The sequence below is a fragment of the Propionicimonas sp. genome (assembly GCF_049840635.1).
Taxonomy (GTDB): domain Bacteria; phylum Actinomycetota; class Actinomycetes; order Propionibacteriales; family Propionibacteriaceae; genus Propionicimonas.
This window is the reverse complement of the sequence record NZ_JASGKL010000005.1, coordinates 1,792,697-1,813,129: the sequence shown is the minus strand read 5'-3', so window position 1 is coordinate 1,813,129 and position 20,433 is coordinate 1,792,697. Positions and strand designations below refer to the sequence as shown.

Annotated in this window: 19 protein-coding genes; 8 read left to right on the top strand and 11 right to left on the bottom strand. The window is 72.3% G+C overall.

The genetic code is table 11. The features are described 5' to 3' along the window. Positions 1–2 precede the first annotated feature (2 nt). Both QM779_RS14035 and QM779_RS14030 read left to right on the top strand, forming a co-directional pair. The gene (locus QM779_RS14035) at positions 3–908 is read left to right on the top strand and encodes a type II secretion system F family protein (RefSeq protein WP_428536265.1); all 906 of its coding nucleotides are present in this window, start codon (positions 3–5) and stop codon (positions 906–908) included. After that, positions 905–1,552: a prepilin peptidase gene (locus QM779_RS14030; protein WP_428536263.1), complete on the top strand. Its 648-nt coding sequence runs from the start codon at positions 905–907 to the stop codon at positions 1,550–1,552. Before QM779_RS14035 ends, QM779_RS14030 begins: the two co-directional genes overlap by 4 nt. A gap of 11 nt (positions 1,553–1,563) precedes the next feature. Here the strand turns inward: QM779_RS14030 and QM779_RS14025 are convergent, their stop codons facing one another. After that, positions 1,564–2,787: a glycosyltransferase 87 family protein gene (locus QM779_RS14025; protein ID WP_428536261.1), complete on the bottom strand. Its 1,224-nt coding sequence runs from the start codon at positions 2,785–2,787 to the stop codon at positions 1,564–1,566. A 93-nt stretch (positions 2,788–2,880) separates the two neighbouring features. Beyond that, positions 2,881–3,381, bottom strand: coding sequence for a universal stress protein (locus tag QM779_RS14020; protein ID WP_428536259.1), 501 nt, complete (start codon positions 3,379–3,381; stop codon positions 2,881–2,883). 214 nt (positions 3,382–3,595) lie between these two features. On the opposite strand from QM779_RS14020, the gene QM779_RS14015 reads away from it, so the two are divergent. Continuing rightward, positions 3,596–4,912, top strand: coding sequence for a hypothetical protein (locus QM779_RS14015; protein WP_428536257.1), 1,317 nt, complete (start codon positions 3,596–3,598; stop codon positions 4,910–4,912). 28 nt (positions 4,913–4,940) lie between these two features. Next, the gene (rocD, locus tag QM779_RS14010) at positions 4,941–6,200 is read left to right on the top strand and encodes an ornithine--oxo-acid transaminase (protein WP_428536255.1); all 1,260 of its coding nucleotides are present in this window, start codon (positions 4,941–4,943) and stop codon (positions 6,198–6,200) included. Between the two features lie 25 nt (positions 6,201–6,225). Here rocD and QM779_RS14005 read toward each other — a convergent pair whose 3' ends face one another. Beyond that, the gene (locus QM779_RS14005) at positions 6,226–7,755 is read right to left on the bottom strand and encodes a hypothetical protein (protein WP_428536253.1); all 1,530 of its coding nucleotides are present in this window, start codon (positions 7,753–7,755) and stop codon (positions 6,226–6,228) included. Positions 7,756–7,978: 223 nt separating this feature from the next. Beyond that, on the bottom strand, positions 7,979–8,542 hold the full coding sequence (locus QM779_RS14000; protein ID WP_428536251.1) for a YceI family protein: 564 nt from the start codon (positions 8,540–8,542) through the stop codon (positions 7,979–7,981). Positions 8,543–8,725: 183 nt separating this feature from the next. On the opposite strand from QM779_RS14000, the gene QM779_RS13995 reads away from it, so the two are divergent. After that, positions 8,726–10,012, top strand: a complete 1,287-nt coding sequence (locus QM779_RS13995) for a citrate synthase (RefSeq protein WP_428536249.1) — start codon at positions 8,726–8,728, stop codon at positions 10,010–10,012. Positions 10,013–10,158: 146 nt separating this feature from the next. Beyond that, positions 10,159–10,833 carry a hypothetical protein gene (locus QM779_RS13990; RefSeq protein ID WP_428536247.1) on the top strand — a complete coding sequence of 225 codons (675 nt, stop codon included), beginning with the start codon at positions 10,159–10,161 and terminating at the stop codon, positions 10,831–10,833. A 344-nt stretch (positions 10,834–11,177) separates the two neighbouring features. Here QM779_RS13990 and QM779_RS13985 read toward each other — a convergent pair whose 3' ends face one another. Continuing rightward, entirely contained in the window at positions 11,178–11,648 is a 471-nt protein-coding gene (locus QM779_RS13985; protein WP_428536245.1) for a CGNR zinc finger domain-containing protein, read from the bottom strand. Positions 11,649–11,693: 45 nt separating this feature from the next. Here QM779_RS13985 and QM779_RS13980 point away from each other — a divergent pair, with 45 nt between their 5' ends. Then, complete coding sequence (locus tag QM779_RS13980) at positions 11,694–12,575, top strand: EamA family transporter (protein WP_428536243.1); 882 nt, start codon at positions 11,694–11,696, stop codon at positions 12,573–12,575. Between the two features lie 147 nt (positions 12,576–12,722). Here QM779_RS13980 and QM779_RS13975 read toward each other — a convergent pair whose 3' ends face one another. Then, positions 12,723–14,393: a fumarate hydratase gene (locus QM779_RS13975; protein ID WP_428536241.1), complete on the bottom strand. Its 1,671-nt coding sequence runs from the start codon at positions 14,391–14,393 to the stop codon at positions 12,723–12,725. A gap of 158 nt (positions 14,394–14,551) precedes the next feature. Between QM779_RS13975 and QM779_RS13970 the strand changes: the two genes are divergently transcribed. Beyond that, positions 14,552–15,424, top strand: coding sequence for a glycerophosphodiester phosphodiesterase family protein (locus tag QM779_RS13970; RefSeq protein WP_428536239.1), 873 nt, complete (start codon positions 14,552–14,554; stop codon positions 15,422–15,424). A 758-nt stretch (positions 15,425–16,182) separates the two neighbouring features. Here QM779_RS13970 and QM779_RS13965 read toward each other — a convergent pair. The 5 genes from QM779_RS13965 to QM779_RS13945 form a co-directional block, all read right to left on the bottom strand. Continuing rightward, positions 16,183–16,329 carry a hypothetical protein gene (locus tag QM779_RS13965; protein ID WP_428536237.1) on the bottom strand — a complete coding sequence of 49 codons (147 nt, stop codon included), beginning with the start codon at positions 16,327–16,329 and terminating at the stop codon, positions 16,183–16,185. A 128-nt stretch (positions 16,330–16,457) separates the two neighbouring features. Further along, on the bottom strand, positions 16,458–19,403 hold the full coding sequence (locus QM779_RS13960) for a LysM peptidoglycan-binding domain-containing protein (protein WP_428536235.1): 2,946 nt from the start codon (positions 19,401–19,403) through the stop codon (positions 16,458–16,460). Next, a complete protein-coding gene (locus QM779_RS13955; protein ID WP_428536233.1) occupies positions 19,403–19,825 on the bottom strand; it encodes a TadE/TadG family type IV pilus assembly protein in 423 nt (140 codons plus the stop codon). The genes QM779_RS13960 and QM779_RS13955 overlap by 1 nt, the downstream gene beginning before the upstream one ends. Further along, a complete protein-coding gene (locus tag QM779_RS13950) occupies positions 19,822–20,247 on the bottom strand; it encodes a TadE/TadG family type IV pilus assembly protein (protein ID WP_428536231.1) in 426 nt (141 codons plus the stop codon). The genes QM779_RS13955 and QM779_RS13950 overlap by 4 nt, the downstream gene beginning before the upstream one ends. Next, on the bottom strand, positions 20,244–20,420 hold the full coding sequence (locus QM779_RS13945) for a hypothetical protein (RefSeq protein WP_428536229.1): 177 nt from the start codon (positions 20,418–20,420) through the stop codon (positions 20,244–20,246). The genes QM779_RS13950 and QM779_RS13945 overlap by 4 nt, the downstream gene beginning before the upstream one ends. Positions 20,421–20,433: the final 13 nt, after the last annotated feature.

Sequence of the window (20,433 nt, the reverse complement as noted above, 5' to 3'; positions counted from 1 at the left end):
CCGTGCAACCACAGGCCTACCTCGGGATCGTGCTCGTCGCCGCCAGCATCGGCGTCCTGCTCTGGTTCGCGTTCGGCGGCGCCACCATGACCCGGCGCCAGATGCTCGCCAACCTCCGCCGCCAGCTCGACAAGCCCAAGCAGGCCGCCGGCCCGACGCTGGCCGGCGAGAAGAAGGCCGGCGGCCTCGCCGCGACCATGCGCCGGGTCATGCCCGCCCCCCTGATCGGGACCATCACCAGGTTGTGGGCGGGCGCCGGGCGCCCGGAGAACAACACCCCCGACCGGATCCTGGCCAACATGGGGATGCTGGGCCTGCTCGGTGCGGTGGCCGGGGTCCTGATTTCGCGGCAGGTGCAGCCCCCGCTGGGGATCCTGATCGGGATCGCGGTGTGCCTGCTCGGCTTCTTCCTCCCCATGGTCCGCCTGCAGAGCGCGGGCAAGGACCGCCAGGAGGCGATCAAGCGGCAGTTGCCGGACACGCTCGACCAGATGAGCATCGCCGTCAACGCGGGGCTGGGCTTCGACGCCGCCATGATGCGGGTGGCGAAGAACGGCAAGGGCGAACTCTCCAGCGAGTTGGTCCGCACCCTGCAGGACATCTCGGTGGGCCTGACCCGCCGCGCGGCCTACGAGGACCTCGCCGAGCGCACCGGGGTGGAGACCCTGCGCCGGTTCGTCCGCTCGATCATCCAGGCCGAGGCGTACGGCATCGCGTTGTCCGACGTCCTGCAGGCGCAGGCGGACGAGCTCCGCATGGAGCGCCGCCAGTACGCGGAGCGCAAGGCCATGGAGATCCCGGTCAAGGTCGTGTTCCCGCTGATCCTGTTCATCATGCCGGCCATGTTCATCGTCGTGATGGGGCCGGGCGTGATCGGGATCGTCCACTCCTTCGCCGGCATCGGGTGACCGGGTCGAGCCTCGTGGCGGTCCTGCTCTGCGCGCTCGTCGCGGCCGTCGCCGCGTGGGCGCTGACCGGGTTCCTTCGCCGCTGCGCGACCTCGGACGCCCCGATCCTGCGCCGCTGGGTGCACGTCCCGGTGGCCGCGGCGCTCGGCGGTCTGGCCGGGCTCGCGCACAGCTGGGCGGAGATGCTGGCCTTCGTCGTCCTCGCCGTCGCGTCCGGACTGCTCACGGTGATCGACCTGGCGGAGGAGCGGCTGCCGGACCGGATCGTGCTGCCCCTGATCGGGCTGACGGCGGTCCTGCTCACCCTCGCCGCCTGGACCACCGGAGCGTGGGGCGCGCTCGGTCGCGCGGGGCTGGCCGCGGTCGCGCTGTTCGTCCTCTACTTCGTGATGGCGGTGTTCTCCCCCGACTTGGGGTTCGGGGACGTGAAGCTCGCCGCGGCGGCGGGCGCTTTCGGTGGCTGGTTCGGCTGGGGAGCGGTGGTGTTGGGCTTCGGGGCCGGCTGGATCACCTTCGCCGTCGCCGGGCTGGCGTTGATGGCAGCCCGCCGCCGCGGCCGGAAGGGTTCGTTCGCCTTCGGCCCGTTCCTCATCCTCGGCGCCGTCCTCGGCGTCTTCTGGGCGGGCGCCGTCCTCAGCTGGTAATCCCGTGGGGGTCAGCCCTCCGGCAGGGGGCGCTGCCCGCGCAGCGGGAGCCCGCCGAGGCTGATCCAGAGGGCGAGGACGACCGGGAAGAGGCCCAGCACGGGCACGTCCAGCGGCCCGATCGGCTCTGGCCACAACGGCGACAGCACCCCCAGTGCGACCAGCAGCGTCCAGCCGCCCGCCCTGATCCCGCGTCCGCGGGAGAACACGAGGAGGACCGCGGCGAGCGGCAGCCAGACCTGGTAGTGGTCCCAGGCCACCGGACTCACCAGCGCCGAGGCCGCCCCCATCGTGAGCAGTGCGGACGCCTCGTCACCGGCGACGTGTCGACGCGCGGCCTGACGCAGGGCGAGGGTGAGGACGACCGCGCCGAGGGCCACCCACGCGGGCAGGACGAACGCGTCCGGAACTCCCCAGAACCTGAGCTGGCCCACCAGGGAGAGGTTGGTCTGCGCTCCGAGGCCGGGAACCCTCGCGGCGTCGAGGATGACGCTCGTCCAGTAGCGGAGCGAGTCCGCGGGCCAGACCGCAAAGCCCAGCGCCGTGGCAGCGAGGAAGGCGACCAGCGCGTTCACCGCAGCCCGCCACTGCCGGGTGACCAGGAAGTACGCGAGGAACACCATCGGCGTGAGCTTGACCGCCCCGGCCAGACCGACGAGGACACCCTTCCACCGTGGGGGGAGGGCCATCAGGTCGATCACCACCAGCGTGGTCACCAGGAGGCTCACCTGGCCGAGCAGGACGCCGGCCAGGACCGGACGGCTACCGACGAACAGGACCCACACGAGGCCGGCGGTGAGCGCTGTCCCGATGCTGCGGACGGCCCCCGGCCATCCCTGCGACCGCGCGAGCACCCCGACCAGGAGGCCGGCCATCGCCAGCTGGCACAGGGCCCAGATCGTCGCAGCCGAGCCGAGCGGGAGGACGCTGAAGGGTGCCCCCAGCAGCGCGGCGAACGGCGGGTAGAGGAACGGCGCGGGTGCGGACCCCGGGTCAGGGAGCGCCACGTCGTAGAGGCTGCCCCCCGACAGCGCCGCGTCGATCGCCGCGCGGTAGACGCGCAGGTCCAGCCAGCCCGTGTCCGGCCAGGGGGCGGGGAACGCCGCCCCGACCACGCCCACCACGACCGCGCCGACCAGCACTGCGTGGAGGCGCCGGGTCGTCCGGCCTGACGGGACGACCGGGGCGGGCGCTTCCTGCGGCGGCACCCCTGCGACCGCCTGGCGATTCCGCATCACGACCCTCCCGAGTGAGCAGCAAACGCTACCCACCTGCCGGCCGGCGCCGCGAGACCCCTCAGGGGTGACTCCGGGCCACCTCGCTCGTGGTCACGACCCCTCGGGGGCGATCACCTGGTCGAGTTGCAGGCTGCGGGGCGGGGACTGGTCGCCGGACCGGCGCCGGGTGACCAGGACGTCGCAGGGCGCGTGCTCGACGACCTGGTCGCTGACCGAGCCGAGCAGCAGCCCCGAGAAGCCGCCCAGGCCCCGCGTCCCCACCACGACGATCCGGGCGCCCTCGGACGCGCGGATCAGTTCGCGTCCCGCCGCGCCGTGCGGCGCCTCGTAGGCCACGTCCACGCCGGGGAACTCCGCGACGATCGCCGCGGTCTGGTCCTTCAGTTGCTCGAGGACCGCTGCGGCGAAGTCGTCCACCGGGGGCACGTAGCCGGGCTCCCAGGTGCGCGGACGCGGCGCGTTGCTGATCGTCCACGCCCGCACGACCCGGGCCGGCGCGCCGAGCTTCGACGCCAGCCACAGGCCCTTGCGCAGCGCCTCCGCAGCGAAGTCGGAGCCGTCAAAGCCGATCACGATCGGGGCCTCTGCCATGCACCGACTCTAGCCACGCCGCGCGCCCGCGGGGGAGGGCTGGCGGCGCGAACGGCCACGGCCACCCCTCGGGCGCGAGCGCCACCCCTCGCGTCGAGAACCCCCGTCCGGACGCGGGCCCTCGACCGGAAGGGTGGCGATGGGCGAGGGCGGGTGCAACTCGGCGGCGCCACATGCTCGCGGGCGAGGGAGAATGGAACCAGGAGGAACCGCCATGAGGATCCTGATCGTCGGCACCGCGGGCAGGGACTTCCACGTGTTCAACACGCTCTACCGCGACAACCCCGACCACACGGTGGTCGCCTTCACCTCCACCGACCTCGGGCCGGACCAGCAGGGCCACTACCCCGCCTGCCTGTCCGGGCCGCTGTACCCCGACGGCCTTCCGATCCTGCCCGAGTCCGACCTGGAGCGGATCATCGCCGCGGAGTCGGTGGCACAGGTCGTCTTCGCCTACTCCGAGATCGACAGCGAGGTCGTCACCCGGCTCGCCGCCCGCACCCTCGCCGCAGGCGCCGACTTCCACCTGGCGAACCCCCGGCGCGCGATGCTGCGCTCGTCGCGTCCGGTCATCGCGGTGACCTCCGCGCGGTCGGGCACGGGCAAGTCCCCCACGGTCAGCTACCTGGCCGCGCTGCTGCACTCGTGGGGACGCAGGGTCGCGGTCGTCCACCACCCCGTCCGCGCGCTGACCTTCACCGACCACGAGCAGGACCTCGCCCGGCTCGACGACACGATCGTCGACGCCGGCGCCGCGCCACTCAGCGAGCCGTTCGCCGCGATCCCCGGCGTCCGGGTGTTCTCGGGGCTGGACTTCGGGTCCGTCCTGGCCGCAGCGCAGGAGGACGCCGACGTCGTGCTCTGGGACGGCGCGGACAGCGACCTCCCGTTCGTCGAACCCACGCTGCACGTCGTGGTGACCGACCCGCAGCGGGTGGACGAGGAGTCCGACTACCTGCCCGGCGAGGTCGGGTTGCGGATGGCGGACGTGGTGATCATCACCGGCGGCGACACCGCGACAGCCGAGCAGCGGGCGGGTGTCGAACGGATCGTCCGCCGGCTCAACCCCGGCGCCGACCTGCTCACCGCCGACACCCCCGTGGTCGTCGAGGGCGGCGGCGGCGTCTCCGGACGCACCGTCGTGGTGGTGGAGGAGGAGGTCGCGCTCACCCTCGCTGGCCTTCGGCCGGGGGCGGGGACGGTCGCCGCGCACCAGCTCGGGGTCTCCGGGATCATCAGCCCGCTGCCCCAGGCCGTCGGCGGCCTCGTCGAGGTGTATGCCCGGCACCCGGAGGCGCAGTCGATCCTGCCCGCGTTCGGACGCGACCCGCGCCTGCTGGCCGATCTGGCCGCCACCCTCTCCGCGACGCCGAGCGAGGCCGTCATCGACGCCACCCGGACGGGCCTGGCCTCCGTCCTCGACCTCGACCGGCCGGTGGCGCGGGCCGCGTTCACGCTGCGTCCGCACGCCCCCGAGCGCCTGGCCGACCTCGTCAGGGAGGCGATCGGCCGACCGCCCGCAGCCGTATGATCACTGGTCTGGCACCAGGAAGGAACCCATGACCACCGCCCACGGCGCTGCCGAGACGGCCATCGCGCAGATCGAGACGTTCAGCTCCCACAACTACCACCCGCTGCCGGTCGTGGTGGAGAGCGGCGAGGGCGCCTGGCTGACCGACGTCGACGGCAACCGCTACCTCGACTTCCTCTCCGCCTACTCCGCGGTGAACTTCGGGCACTCGAACCCGGAACTGGTGAAGGTGGCCGTCGCGCAGCTGGCCAAGGTGTCGATCACGTCCCGGGCGGTCTACTCGGCGACCTTCGGCCCGTTCGTCGAGGCGCTCGCGAAACTGTGCGGCAAGGACATGGTGCTGCCGATGAACACCGGCGTCGAGGCCGTCGAGTCGTCGCTCAAGCTCGCCCGCAAGTGGGGCTACGAGGTGAAGGGCGTGCCCGAGGACCGGGCGAACATCATCGTCATGGAGGGCAACTTCCACGGCCGCACGATCAGCGTGATCTCGTTCTCCTCCGACGACGACGCGACCGGCAGCTACGGGCCGTTCACCCCCGGTTTCGTGAAGGTGCCCTACGGCGACCTCGAGGCGATCGAGCAGGCGATGGACGCCGACACGGTCGCGATCCTCGTCGAGCCGATCCAGGGCGAGGCCGGTGTGATCACTCCCCCGCCAGGGTTCCTGCCGGGCGTCCGCGAGCTCGCCGACCGGCACGGCGTCCTGATGATCGCCGACGAGATCCAGTCCGGGCTCGGCCGCACGGGCAGCACGTTCTACTGCGACCAGGTGGGCGTCGTCCCCGACCTGTACCTGCTCGGCAAGGCGCTCGGCGGCGGCATCGTCCCCGTCTCGGCGGTCGTGGGGAACGCGGAGGTGCTCGGGCTGCTGAAGCCGGGCCAGCACGGCTCGACCTTCGGGGGCAACCCGCTCGGCGCGGCCGTCGGGCTGGCGGTCGTGCGGATGCTCGAGACCGGCGAACTGCAGGCGCGGTCGCGCGAGCTCGGCGCCTACCTGCACGACCGGCTGGCCGCGCTCGTCGGACGCGGCGTCACCGAGGTCCGCGGCATCGGCCTGTGGGCAGGCGTCGACATCGACCCGGCGCTGGGCACCGGCCGCCAGATCTGCGAGCGGCTGCTCGCGCACGGCGTCATCGCCAAGGACACCCACGGCCAGACCGTCCGGATGGCACCCCCGCTGGTGATCACCCGCGAGGAGCTGGACCTGGCCGTCGACGCGCTGGCCGAGGTCCTCGCCGAGGCCGGGGCCGAGGCCGGGGCGGTGGCCGTGGGGGCGGCGATCGGGTGACGTTCGCGGCCCGGGCGGCCCGCGTTCAGCCGGTGGTCGGCAGCCAGAGTTCGTAGGTGCGGTCCTCCGTGTCGAGGCGCCACTGCGGCGAGCCGGCCAGGCGCTCCCGCAACCCGGAGGTCACCTCGTTGGCGGTGTTCACCAGGACGCACGTGGCACCCGCGGGGACGACGTCGTCGGTGACACCGGAGTAGTAGGCGATGCTCTGTTCGAGCAGGTCGCGTCCGAAGAAGTCGGCCCTGCCGTCCATCCAGACCTTCACATCGGGCCGGAGCAGGACGACGGCGCCGCCGATGTCGGGAGCGGAGAACAGTCGGCAACCCTCGGGCAGCCGGGCGACGATCGCGCTCTCCGAGGGCACCCCGTGCTCCCCGGCCAGCAGCACCACGGCCGGGGACAGGCCGACCAGCACCACGGAGAGGACGACCCTCCAGAACCGACCCGCGGTGTAGTCGCCGAGGACCCGCTGGACGCGTCCCCGCCCCGCTCCTGCCCGCAGCCACCGGCGCAGACGGTCGACCCCGTGGGTGGCCAGCGCGGCCACCACCGGCGCGAGGGTCAACGGGCCGATGCCCAGGAACCGCAGCGCGACCAGTCCGGCCAGCGACGCCGGCACCCCGATCATGGTGAGCGCGGCGAGGAGGCGGACGTCCGCACCGCGTCGCCACTCGCGGTACAGCCACCACGAGGACGCGCCCGCCACGAGCAGGGCGATCACGACCATCCCGGTGTAGGCGCCGCCCTGGATGGGATCGAACGGCGAGCTCCACTCGGTCAGCAGGCCCTGGCTGGCGTCCTGCACCGCGCGGGCCCGCTCGAGCCCGCCGACGACGCCGAACGGTGACAACAGCGGACCGAGGGCCCACCCGAGACCGCCGAGGACCACCAACAGGGTCCGGCGACCCGTCGAGACCCCCGGGGTCAGCCACCAGATCACGGCCCAGACCACCGCCAGCGCAGGCCCCACGAGGAGGAAGGAGAGGTGGATCCAGTTGCCGAGGACGGACAGCGCCAGCGCGACGCCCGCTGTGGCCGCGGCCAGAGCACGGGGTGGCAGGACGGCCACCCGATCGCTCAGCCACAGCCCGGCCCACACGGCGAGCAGGATCAGGACCTGGGCACCGATCGTCGCGCGGGCGCCCAGGTAGGGGAGGGCACCGGCGAAGATCGCGAAGAGCCCGATCAGGCCGGGCAGCGGCCGGGCGCCGAGCCGGGCGGCGAGCAGTGCGCTGACCACCAGCAGCGCGAGCAGCACGAGCGCGGAGAACGCGAAGAAGCCCCAGAACCCGCCCGCCTGGTAGGAGAGGGCGAGGAGCACGTTCCACAGCGGCGAGTTGGGATACCAGTCGCCCGGCACCCCTGACCAGGACCAGGTGTCCGGACGCGCCAGCGGGACGCCGGCCAGGTTCTCCAGGCCGGCGCGGATCTGCCAGAACGGGTCCCGCTCGGCCACCCGTCCGGCGCGAACGAGGGCGAAGGAGACCAGGAAGCCCGCCAGCAGCACGCGATCCCACCAGCGATCCGTGCTGCTCGCCCTGCCTCGCGATCCCGCCATTCCCCGTCCTCCCCCGCCTGCGCTGACAGCACCCTACTGACGGGGGCGGATCCGGCGGCGCGCACCGGGCCGCCGACCCCGCCAGGAGAAGTTCGTGCCGGGACCGCGTCCGGCAGGGGACGCGAAACCGGTCCGGGACATCACGTCCCGGACCGGCTTGCAGAGGTGGAGGAGTGCGGACGGACCCGTCACCCCAGAGACGGGCCCGCCCCGTCGGGTGGGCTCAGGCGGCCTTGATGGCCGAGACCTCGAGCTCGAGGACGACCTTGTCGCTGACCAGCACGCCGCCGGTCTCCAGCGCGGCGTTCCAGGTCAGGCCCCAGTCCTTGCGGTTGACGGTGACGTCGCCCTCGAAGCCGATCCGGCTGTTGCCGAACGGGTCGGTGGCGGCGCCGCCGAAGGTGAAGGGGACGGTCACGGACTTGGTGACGCCCTTGATGGTCAGGTCGCCGGTCACGTTGACGGTCTCGTCATCGGCGATCTCGAAGCCGGTGCCCGTGAAGGTGATCGTCGGGTAGCTGGCGGCGTCGAAGAAGTCAGGGCTCTGCAGGTGGCCGTCGCGGTTGGCGTCACGGGTGTCGACGCTGGCGACCTGGATGGTGACCTCGAGGCTCGAGGCGGACGGGTTCGCGCCGTCGATGGTGGCCGTGCCGGACACCTCGTTGAACGCGCCGCGGACCTTGGCGATCATCGCGTGGCGGGCGACGAAGCCGACGCGGGAGTGCGAGCCGTCGAGGGTGTAGGTGCCGCTCAGGTCGCGGACGGTGCTGATCGTTGCAGTGGTCATCTGGGGATCTCCTTGCATTGTTGAACTGTCAACTAAAGGGTACCTCGTCATTGTTGATGCGTCAACTACCCATTCAGCAGCTGGCGAAACACGCCTGACGGAGGGCGAGCGAGCGGGGGTAAGGTGGCCGCACACTCACGCGCGGCGCGCCGCGCCTGCAGTTCGTCGACCAACGGAGGATGGATGAGCACAGCGACTTTCAGCCACGATGACGTGCGCCTTGACCTCCCCCTGGTGGCGGCAACACAGGGCAACAACGGCTACGACATCACCAAGCTGCTGGGAGCCACCGGCGACACCACGCTGGACGTCGGGTTCGCGAACACGGCGTCGTGCCAGTCGGCCATCACCTTCATCGACGGCGACGCCGGCATCCTGCGCTACCGCGGGTACCCGATCGAGCAGCTGGCCGAGAATTCGAGCTTCCTCGAGGTGTCCTACCTCGTCCTGTACGGCGAGTTGCCGAACGCCGAGCAGCTGGAGGTGTTCAGCAAGGGCATCGCCCGCCACCACATCGTCGACGAGCGGATGCGGGAGATGTTCCGCACGATGCCCCGCAAGTCCCACCCGATGCCGGTCCTCTCCGCCTCGATCAACGCGCTGTCGACGTTCGCCGTCTCGCGGTACGGGGACGCGGCGTACGAGGCCGAGCAGGCCACCCGGATCCTGATGGGCGCCGTGCCCACGCTGGCCGCGTACGGCTACAAGAACTCCGTCGGCCAGCCGTTCCTCTACGCCGACGACTCGCTGTCCTACATCGAGAACTTCCTGCGGATGTCGTTCGGGCTCCCGTCCGGGCCGTATCCGTTCGACGACGCGATCACCCGGGCGCTGGACGTCCTGCTGATCCTGCACGCCGACCACGAGCAGAACTGCTCGACCTCCACGGTCCGGATGGTCGGCTCGTCCGGGGCGAACATCTACGTCTCGATCGCCGCGGGCGTCAGCGCACTGTCCGGGCCGCTGCACGGCGGGGCGAACCAGGCCGTGCTGGAGATGCTGCAGGGCATCAAGGACGACGGCGGGGACGTGAAGGCCTACGTCCGCAAGGTGAAGGACAAGAAGGACACCACCAAGCTGATGGGCTTCGGCCACCGCATCTACAAGAACTACGACCCGCGCGCCGCGATCGTGAAGAAGCACGCGGACGCGATCCTGCGCACGCTGACCGGGACGCAGGACGAGCTGCTCGACCTGGCGCTGGAGCTCGAGGACGCCGCGCTCAGCGACCCGTACTTCCAGGAGCGCAAGCTCTACCCGAACGTGGACTTCTACACCGGCCTGATCTACCAGGCGATGGGGTTCCCGCAGAACATGTTCACCGTCCTGTTCGCCCTCGGCCGGCTCCCCGGCTGGATCGCGCACTGGCGCGAGCAGTTCACCGACCCGGCCACCAAGATCAACCGGCCCCGCCAGGTCTACGTCGGCGAGGTGGAACGCGCGTTCGTCCCGCTGGACCAGCGCGCCTGAACCGTCAGGAACCGTCCCCGCGTGCCCGGCACGCGGGGACGGTTCTTTCGTGCCCGGCACGGTGGGGACGGTTCCTATCGTGCCGCGCCGGCCGTATCAGGACCGGTCGCTGCGCCTCCCACGGTCAGGAGACCTCAGGAGGAGCCATGCTGATCGTGAGACTGGCCGCCCTCGGCGGCGCGCTCGCCGTGGCCGGCGGGATGCTCGTACCGTCCACCCACGCGGCGATCGCCGCCCCGTCCGCGACGCAGGTCGCGACCCGCTCTGTGAGCGTCGACGTCGACGGGGACGGCGCCGCGGACGCCGTCACGATCGAGCAGAGCGCTCCCCAGACCTTCGTCGTCAACGTCGTGACCGCGGCGTCGGAGAGCGCAGTGACGACCGTGACGTCGTCCATCATCGACGACTGGGGCGTCGAGCCCTGGTACGGCGCAGCGAAGCTCGACCACGTCAAGGGCAAGGAACTCCTACTGCTCACGTCCGGCGGTGACGGGGTTACTTTCCGGGTGCTGACCTGGCGCAACCACGCGCTGGTGTTCGAGCGCGCGCCCTCCTCACTGGCCAAGGGCACGCTGGGCTGGTACCTCGTCGATGTCGAGGCGGCGCGGTTCGGGTACCGCTTCAGCACGGTGGACGGGAAACGCCACGTCCGCGAGTTCGAGCTCTTCCCCCACGGCAGCCACTGGAAGGGCACGATCGTGACGTCGGTCTGGAAGGCCGGTGCGTGGAAGAAGGTCGGCACGAAGACCGTGAACCTGACCGCGAAGCAGGCCGAGCGCTACCGCCGGCTCGCCGGGGTGACGATCACCCACCGGCCCTGACCAGCGGGCTCGCCGAGCGAGCCGAGATCGCGGGTCACGCCCGGGATGACGCCCTACCCCTTGTCATCCCCGCGAAAGCGGGGATCCCGGTGTACGACGCGGACCCCACAGACACCCAGATCCCGGGTCACGCCCGGGATGACGCCCTACCCCTTGTCATCCCCGCGAAAGCGGGGATCTCGGTGTACGACGCGGACCCCACAGACACCGAGATCCCGGGTCACGCCCCGGATGACGCCCTACCCCTTGTCATCCCCGCGAAAGCGGGGATCTCGGTGTACGACGCGGACCCCACAGACACCGAGATCCCGGGTCAAGCCCGGGATCTCGGGGGCGAGGTGAGATCAGGCTCCGGCGGCGTGCCTCCGGCGGCTGGTGCGGACCTTTGCGACGTTGCCGCAGACGGCCATGTCGCACCAGACCCGGGAGTGGTTCCGCGAGCGGTCGTAGAAGGCCTCGCCGCAGTCGTCCCCGGGGCAGAGCTTGACCCGGCTCCACTCCCCGCGGGCGGTGAGCCGTCCTGCGCACGCCAGCACCGCACCGGCCGCGTCCAGGCCAGCCACGTCCACCCCGTCCGGTCCCACCGTGGCGTGCAGGGCCACGACCGGCATCGAGAGGTCGCCAGCCACCGGACGGGTCACCGCGCGGCGCAGCACGTCCCGCACCTCGCGCGCGAACCCGAGGTCACCGGGAACGGTGCCGTGCGCCGCGCACCAGGCCGCAAACGCCCCGGGATCGTCCAGCAGGTCGGTGCCGGCCTCGAGGTCGACCGTGTTCAGGAAGTCGACGACCAGTTCGGCATCGCGCTGCGGCATGCGTCCATCTTCCCATGTAACCAGCGAAATCATTACAATGGTTACATGATCGGGCTGGTGGCCGCACTCCTCTCGAGTGTCCTGTGGGGCGGCTCGGACTTCGCGGCCGGGGTGAGCGCCCGCGGCGCGGGTCCACTGCGGGCCGCCGTGTGGTCCTACCTCGGGGCCAGCGTCGGGTCGCTCGCGGCCCTCGCGTGGACGGGTGGCACCTTCTCCCCGGCGGCACTGGCCGCCGGGACGGCGGCGGCACTGTGCAGCGCGATCGGCTTCGTGGCCTTCTACGCCAGCCTCGCCCGGGCCCCCATGGGCGTCGCCACGGCCATCGTCGCCGCGGGTGAGGTGGTCGTCCCTGTCGTCGTGGGCGTGGGACTCCGCGGAGAGTCCCTCCCACCTGCGGGCTGGCTCGGCCTGGTCGCCGCCGCGGCCGGCGCCGTGATCGTGGGCGCGGCCGGAGGGGACCACGGACGCGCCGCTCTCGTCCCCGTGCTGCTGGCCGGCGCGGCGGGCGTCTCCTTCGGGCTCGCCGTGGTGGCCCTCGCCGCCGCGCCACACGCGTCCGGTCTCCTTGCCCCCACCGTCGAGGTCGCCGGCGGCCTCGCGCTCACGGCAGGGCTGCTGGCCGTGATCCGGGTCGCACCGGGCATGCGCCGCTTCGCGGTCGGGATCGGGCTGACCCCGACGCGCGCGGGCGGGGCGGTCGGCGTCCGCTCGGGCCTCGTCGCAGGGGCCCTGCAGGGCGCGGCGAACATCACTCTCATGTACGCACTGTGGAACGGCCAGCTCGCCGTCGTCGGCGTGGTCGTGTGCCTCTACCCGCTCACCACGGTCGCGCTCGCGCGATCGGTGCTGGGCGAGACCCTGACGCGCGGCCACCTCGCGGGTATCGCGCTCGCAGTCGCCGGCTGCTCGGTGCTCGCGCTCAGCTGACCGGACGAGGGGTCAGGATGGCACGACAGGAACCGTCCCCATCGTTCCCCCTGCGGTGCTGGCGGCACGATAGGAACCGTCCCCTCGTGCCGCAGCCCGGCCAACCCGGGTGGTGCGAGAGCGGGGACGGTTCTCGTTTCGCGCCGGTCAGGACTTCGTCGGGCCCTGGAGGTGGAGGACGGTCGGGCGGCTGACGTCGGCGAAGAAGTCGTTGCCCTTGTCGTCCACCACGATGAAGGCCGGGAAGTCCTTTACCTCGATCTTCCAGATCGCCTCCATGCCGAGCTCGGGGTACTCCAGCAGCTCGACGCTGGTGATGCAGTCCTGGGCGAGCCGCGCGGCGGGGCCGCCGATCGAGCCGAGGTAGAAGCCGCCGTGGTTGTGGCAGGCGTCCGTCACGGCCTTGGACCGGTTGCCCTTCGCCAGCATGACCATCGAGCCGCCGGCGGCCTGGAACTGGTCGACGTAGGAGTCCATCCGGCCCGCGGTCGTCGGCCCGAAGGAGCCGGACGGCATGCCCTCGGGCGTCTTGGCCGGCCCCGCGTAGTACACCGGGTGGTCCTTCAGGTACTGCGGCATCTCCTCGCCCGCGTCCAGCCGCTCCTTGATCTTGGCGTGCGCGATGTCGCGTCCCACGATCACCGTGCCGTTCAGGCTCAGCCGGGTCTTCACCGGGTACCTGCTCAGCTCGGCCAGCACCTCGTCCATCGGCTTGCGGAGGTCGATCTCGACCACGTCGCCACCCTCGAGGTGCTCGTCGGTCGTCTCGGGCAGGTAGTGGGCGGGCTCCCGCTCGAGCTGCTCGATGAACACGCCCTCCGGCGTGATCTTGCCCAGGCACTGGCGGTCGGCCGAGCAGGACACCGCGATCGCGACCGGCAGGGACGCGCCGTGGCGCGGCAGCCGGACCACCCGGACGTCATGGCAGAAGTACTTGCCGCCGAACTGGGCGCCGATGCCCATCTGCCGGGTCAGCTCGAGCACCTGCGCCTCCAGCTCGACGTCACGGAAGCCGTGCGCGCTCATCGAGCCGGACGTGGGCAGCGAGTCGAGGTACTTGGCGGACGCGTACTTGGCCGTCTTCAGCGCGAACTCGGCCGAGGTGCCGCCGACGACGATGGCCAGGTGGTAGGGCGGGCACGCCGCCGTCCCCAGCGAGCGGATCTTCTCGTCGAGGAACTTCATCATCGACGCGGGGTTCAGGATCGCCTTGGTCTCCTGGTACAGGTAGCTCTTGTTCGCCGAGCCGCCGCCCTTGGCCATGAACAGGAACTTGTAGGTGATCTCGTGCCCGGGCGCGGTGTCGGCGTACAGCTCGATCTGCGCGGGCAGGTTGGAGCCGGTGTTCTTCTCGTCCCACATCGTCAGCGGCGCGTTCTGGGAGTAGCGCAGGTTCAACTTCGTGTAGGCGTCGAACACGCCCTTGCTGAGCGGACGCTCGTCCGTCCCCTCGCTGAGCACCTGCTGGCCGCGCTTGCCCATGATGATCGCGGTGCCCGTGTCCTGGCACATCGGCAGGACGCCGCCGGCGGCGATGTTGGCGTTCTTCATCAGGTCGAGCGCGACGAACTTGTCGTTCGGGCTGGCCTCCGGGTCGTCCAGGATCGTGCGCAGCTGCGTCAAGTGCGCCGGACGCAGGTAGTGCGCGATGTCGTGCATGGCGGTCTCGGCCAGCAGCTCCAGCGCCTCCGGCGCAACCTTCAGGAACGTCCGTCCGTCCGGGCCCTCGACGGTCTCCACGCCCTCGGTGGTGAGGAGCCGGTAGGGGGTGGGGTCGTCGCCGAGCGGCAGCATGTCCTCGTAGCGGAATTCGGCCATGACACTCCTTCATTCGAGCCGTTGTCGAGCCGCCGTCCATCCTTCCACCGGGGGACGCGCCGCACTGCCGAACACGGATAGCCGGACGTGGACGTGGGTACCATCGGGACTGTGCCGACGACGAGGTCGGCGCGTGACACCCGCCCCACGGAGGTTCGATGTTCGGCCAGTCCCGATTCGCCGGCATGAACGCGCTCGTGAACGACGTCCTCACCGAGGAGAGGGTGCTGGTGGCCGCCCATCGGGGCAGCGGCGGCGGCAGCGTGATGGTGAACACCGGCCTGGCCGTCCGCGCGGCGCTCCTGCAGGGTGCGGGCATGGTGGAGCTGGACGTGTCCGCGTCCCGCGACGGCGAGTTCTACTGCTTCCACGACGGCTACGAGCCCGAGGCGCTGGGGTTCGCAGCCAACGTCCAGACGCTGACGGCTGCGGAGATCGACCACGCGTCCTACCAGTGGGTGGACCGGCCCGGGCGGGTGGCCCGCGTCGAGCGGTTGCTGCCGATGCTGCGGGAGTTCAAGGACACCCGCGCCCTGTTCAACATCGACCGGTCGTGGTGGCGGTGGCCCCATCTGCTGAAGGCGCTGGAGGGGCTCGGAATGGCGCCGCAGCTGGTGCTGAAGTGCCCGGCCTGGGAGTCCGCGGCGCTCGACCGACTGCGCCAGTTCGGGGTGAAGTACCCGTTCGTGCCGATCTGTGCGACCCCGGAGGACGTGCGCAGGGTGGCCGGCGACCCCCGGCTGAACACGGTCGGGGTCGAGCTGATCACCACCACGCGTGACCACCCCTGGTTCGACCCGGCGGTGATCGAGGAGCTGCACGCTCAGGACCTGTTCGTCTTCGTGAACGCGGTGACGCTGACGACCGGCATCCCGATGTTCGGCGGCCTCGACGACGAACTCGCCCTCCTCGCCGGCCCCGAGGCGGCCTACGCGCCGATCCTCGCCCTCGGCGTGGACGCCGTCCAGACCGACTGGCCGGCGATCCTGAGCACGTACCGCGACCGCTGGCTCGCCGAGCACCCCCGCTGAGGCCGCGTCCACCACAAGGTGGACGCTTTGTCGTGACTACGCCGCAGAAGCGTCCACTTCAGCGTGAGGGGAGCCGGCACTCGCCCGTCATCCCGGGCTTGACCCGGGATCTCCGCGTCGACGCCGACACCAGCAACATCGAGATCCCGGCCTCCGCCGGGATGACAGGATTGGGAGGCGTGGACGCCACCCGCTCCACCACAAGGTGGACCCTTTGTCGCGACTACGCGGCAGAAGCGTCCACTACAGCGTGAGAAGGGCCGGCAGGCGCCACTCGTGACCGTCATCCCGCGCTTGACCCGGGATCTCCGCATCGACGCCGACACCAGCAGCACCGAGATCCCGGCCTCCGCCGCGATGACAGGACGGGAGAGGCGTGGACTCCACCTGCTCCACCACAAGGTGGACGCTTTGTCGCGACTACACCGCAGAAGCGTCCACTTCAGCGTGAGGGGAGCCGGCACTCGCCCGTCATCCCGGGCCTGACCCGGGATCTCCGCGTCGACGCCGACACCAGCAACATCGAGATCCCGGCCTCCGCCGGGATGACAGGACGGGGAAGGCGTGGACGCCACCCGCTCCACCACAAGGTGGACCCTTTGTCGCGACTACACCGCAGAAGCGTCCACTACAGCGTGGACCGGCTCTTGCTTCACCACAAGGTGGACGCTTTGGGGCGAGTACACCGCAATACCGTCCACTACAAGGTGGACGGACAGGGCGGCGCCGGTCAGACGGGCCGGCCTGCGACGAACCCCTCAGCGGGCGACGAGGCTGGCGAGGCCGGGAGCGTCGGCGACGGACGCGGGGAGGCCGACGAGGATCGCCGTCATCAGCGAGATCAGGAGCGCGAGCAGGATCGCGCGGGCCGTCCGGAAACGGACATCTCCAAGGAACGTGTGCATGACCCCTCATACGTCGTACCGGTGAGCCAAGAGCTTCCTGAGCAGCCCTTCAGTCTTTTCTCAGCATACTGCGTTCGGACCGGTCCGCGCAGGCCGTCCAGCGACGACGCGCGGGGCGGCGCCCACCGTCAGGCGCGAGCGCGGAGGCGTCCCTCGATCACCTGCTGGCAGAGCTCGACGGTCTCGGGCAACAGGTCGACGCCCAGCGTCCGGGCGCTCCCGGTGACCTGTCGGACGAGCCGCTCCACCTCAGCGGCGTTGCCCGCCCTGTGCTCGGTGCGGATCCGTGCGCAGAGCAACAACTCGTCGTCCGGGGCCGCGGCCAGCGCGCGGGCGGCCGCCCACCGGGCCAGGTCGATGTCGCCCCTTGCCAGCGCGCGCTCCGCGAGGACGACGCCGACGTCCCTCAGCGCGCTGGACGCGTCCGTGCGCAACTCCTCCGCCCAGTGCCACTGGCTGGGTGCGGCGTCGGCGAGCGGCGCGCCGCGGACCAGTTCCAGCGCGGCGACCAGCGTGCTGTCACCGACCCGGTCGACGCCCGGGGCGAGCAACAGCTGCAGCCGGTGCCAGTCGGAACCGACCCCCGGGTGCAGCACCACGCGGCCGGAGTAGGCGTCGGGGAGGTAGGGCTTCCCGTCGGGAGCATCGCCCAGCCACGCCCGGAGCCTGCTCAGGTTCGAGCGGCGGGTGCTCTCCGCGACGGCCAGACCGGCGGCCATCGCCGTCGCTGTGCTGGCCGGGTGCTCCAGCAGCCACGCGCACAGTTCGACGAGCTGCTGGCGGGAGCGGGTCGGCTCCGGGCCGGGGGCGCCGGTCAGCTCGGCGGGCCCGAGCAACAGCACTTGTGGGTTCTCGGCGCTGGCGACCAGCCTGACGATGTCCACGTCTCCTCCTCGCTGGGCACGCGGGGGCAGGGTCCGCACGTTGCCGGCGCCGTCGTCCTCGCCGCCCCACCACGGCGCGGGAGTGGTGGACGGGTCGTCGGCCGCCGCGAGCAGCCGCACGACCCCCGCCCTCGTGGCTTCAGGGATCGCGTGGGCGACGAGCTGCTCGCCCACGCCGGCCAACCGTCCGGTCGGGGCGTCGGCCCCGCCGCCGACCTGCCACTGCGCGGCAGCCTCCGATCGCGTGCCCAGCAGCACCGCCGTCCCCGTCGCCGGGCCGGCGAGCACCTCGTCCAGTTCCTCCGCCACGTCGGGCGGGACGTCGTCGAGCAGGCAGACCACGACCGGCGCGACCGCGTCCGCCCGGTCGGGGTCGACGCGCAGTGCGGCGAGCGGCTCGTCGCCCAGCGCCGCCCTTCGGCGGGCCACGAGCGTCCGCAGGTCGCCGAGCGCCTCGTCCGGCTGTGCGGTGTGGACGCGGTCGCCGCCGGCCAGGGCCACCAGCCGGGCGTCCGCGCCGACCACGACCAGCCGCGCCTCTGCCGACCACGGCGCGCACGCCAGTTCCACGGCCATCGCCGCCAGCGCCGAGCGCCGCAGTTCGGGGTCGTCGGACGCGACAGCGAGCACGCGCGACCGCTCCGCGTCCACCAGCACGAGCCGGTCCCCGTCCGCCGTGCTGCCGAGGCTGACCAGCGCAGGGAACGGGCACGGGTGGTCCCCAACGTCCGGCGGCTCGGCCAACGCGGCCTCCCACCGGTCGCGCGTGCCGGTGAAACCGGCGGGCGGCAGCACCGTCGGCGACGCCCACTCCAGAACCACGGAGGTCGGCCCGACCACGGCGCGCGCCAGGTCGGGCAAGGGGATCCTGCGGACGTGGCAGTGTCGGCCGACGGCCCGCAGCGCAGCGTCGAGGACGGTGAGCGGACGGGGTCGCTGCCGCGCACCGAGCCCCGCCCTGAGCCGGGTGGCCTCCTCGTCCGGAGGGATCAGCCGGCGGCCCACGGGGCGCTCCCGCAGCCGCAGCGTGCGCCGGGTCTCCACGACCCCGAGGATCGCCGCAGCGGCGAGGGTGCCGAGCGTGCCGAGCAGCGGGAGCGCAGGAGCGGGGGCCTGCGCGTCGTCGGCCGCGCCCGTCGACGCGGTGGGCGCGTCCACCCGTTCCGGGGGAACGTCAGGGGACGGGGCCGGGGAGGACCGCCCGACCTCCGTCTCGTCGTCCCGGGAGGCCCGCCCGACCTCCGTCTCGTCGTCCCGGGAGGCCCGCCCGACCTCGGTCTCGTCGTCCCGGGAGGTCCGCCCGTGGCCAGCCTCGCCATCGGGGGAAGACGGCTCCCGCGCACCCCCCTCACCGTCGCGGGAGGCGGACGACCGCTCATCGTGGTCGTCCTGTCGCTCCGGGGTGGCGCGGTCCGTCGCAGCCGCGCCGGGGACGGTCAGCCGCCAGCCGACCTCGATGTGGTCGGGATCCTCGACCAGGTGCGCGTTCGCCTCGGCGATCCGCGGCCAGCGTCCGGCGTCGCCGAGGTACTCCAGCGCGAGGCCGCTGAGCGTGTCGCCCCGCTCGACCCGGACGTGGGTCGCGGCCCGGGCGACCGACGCGGGGAGCGTGAGCCAGGTGCCGGGCGCCAGCCGCGTGGTCGGGTCGTGGAGGTGCGCCGGGTTGGCGGCGGCGAGTTCGCGCCACCGCGCGCCGTCCCCCAGCAGCCGGACGCTGATCGACCACAGGTCGTCACCGGGCTCGACGGTGTAGTGGTCGGCGTCCTGCTCGACCTGCTCCGTGGGTGCTTCCACCGCGCCTTCCGGCGGTGGCGCGACCGGTTCCCGCGGAGCGGCGACGACCAACGCGTCCCCCGCCGTCTGGGACGGCGTCCCGCTCGGCGCGAGCGCGAGGACCGCGAGCAGCAGGCCGGCGCTGACGCCCTGGAGCCCGCCCAGCAGCGGCAGCCGGAGCGGACGGTGCTCGCGGTCACCGAGGCGCACGGCCTCGACGAGGGTGGATGCGGCGAAGGCTGCCCACGCGATCCAGCCGGCCACGGTGAGGACGCCCAGCAGCAGCGTGCCGTCGTCGGGGCGGATGAGGTCGGCCCACCCGGACGGCAGCCGGCCCCACGCGAGAAGCGCGAGCGGGGCGCCGACCAGCGCCAGGAGGAGAGCCGCGCCCGCGCCCAGACCCTTCAGCCAGCGCATCACTGCCTCCCCCGGTACCGGTCCACGATGGACGTGGAGGTCGCGCGCACGTCGATCGAGCCGGGCCAGCCCGGCACGAGCACGTCGGCCAGCGGCACCGCGCAGGTCACGGTGGCGGACACCGCCCCGGGCGTGCCGGGCGCGGTGGCGAGGGCGGTGGCGTCGACCTCCACGACCCAGCGGTCGCAACGCAGGCCGTCGACCGCGGCCTGGGCGGACGCGAGGTCCCTCGCGGCCTGCCGCGCGTCGGCGGGGGTGCGGGCCTGCGAGACGCCCCGGGCGGCCGCTGCGGCGGCCTGCTCGACGACGCCGCGCGCCAGCCAGACCCGCGCGCCGCCCACGACCAGGCCGAACAACAGCACCACGACCGGCACGATCATCGCGAACTCGACGGCGGCGGAACCGCGCTCGCTGGCGGTCATGGTGGGGTCACCCGCTCCAGCGGCAGCACGGCGCGCTCGACGATCCGTCCCTGCCCCACGTCGAAGAAGACCGGCGCGCGCCCGCTGACCGTCACGACCAGGTGCCCCGCAGCGGCGTCCACGCCGATCTGGACGTCCTGCAGCCCGCCGTCCGTCGCGATCCGCAGGCCGGCCTCCCGGGCTGCAGCGTCCGCGGCCGCCCCGGTGACGCGCAGGTCGGCCACCGTGGCGGCGGCCTGGGCGGCGACCGTCCGGGAGTAGAGCCAGACACCCACCTGGACGAGTCCGAGCACGAGCAGCAGGAGCGTCGGCAGGAGGATCGCCCACTGGGTCGACTCGGCCACACCGCGCTCGCTCCGCGTCCGGACGCCGCCGGGGTGCCGGGTGGCACGGCTCGGCGCGACCGGCGAGGCGGGGTTCACGGCCTCGGCAGCTTGGCGTTCACGTAGACGGTCACGGCCGCGACGACGGCCGCGGCGACGAGCACCGCCCCGCCGAGCAGGATGGCCGTCTCCGTGGACTGGGAGAGGCCGCGCTGGTCGCGGCGTGGTGGTGGCCCGACCAGGGTGGCCACCAGCAGGTGCAGGAACCTCATGTGCAGTGCCTCC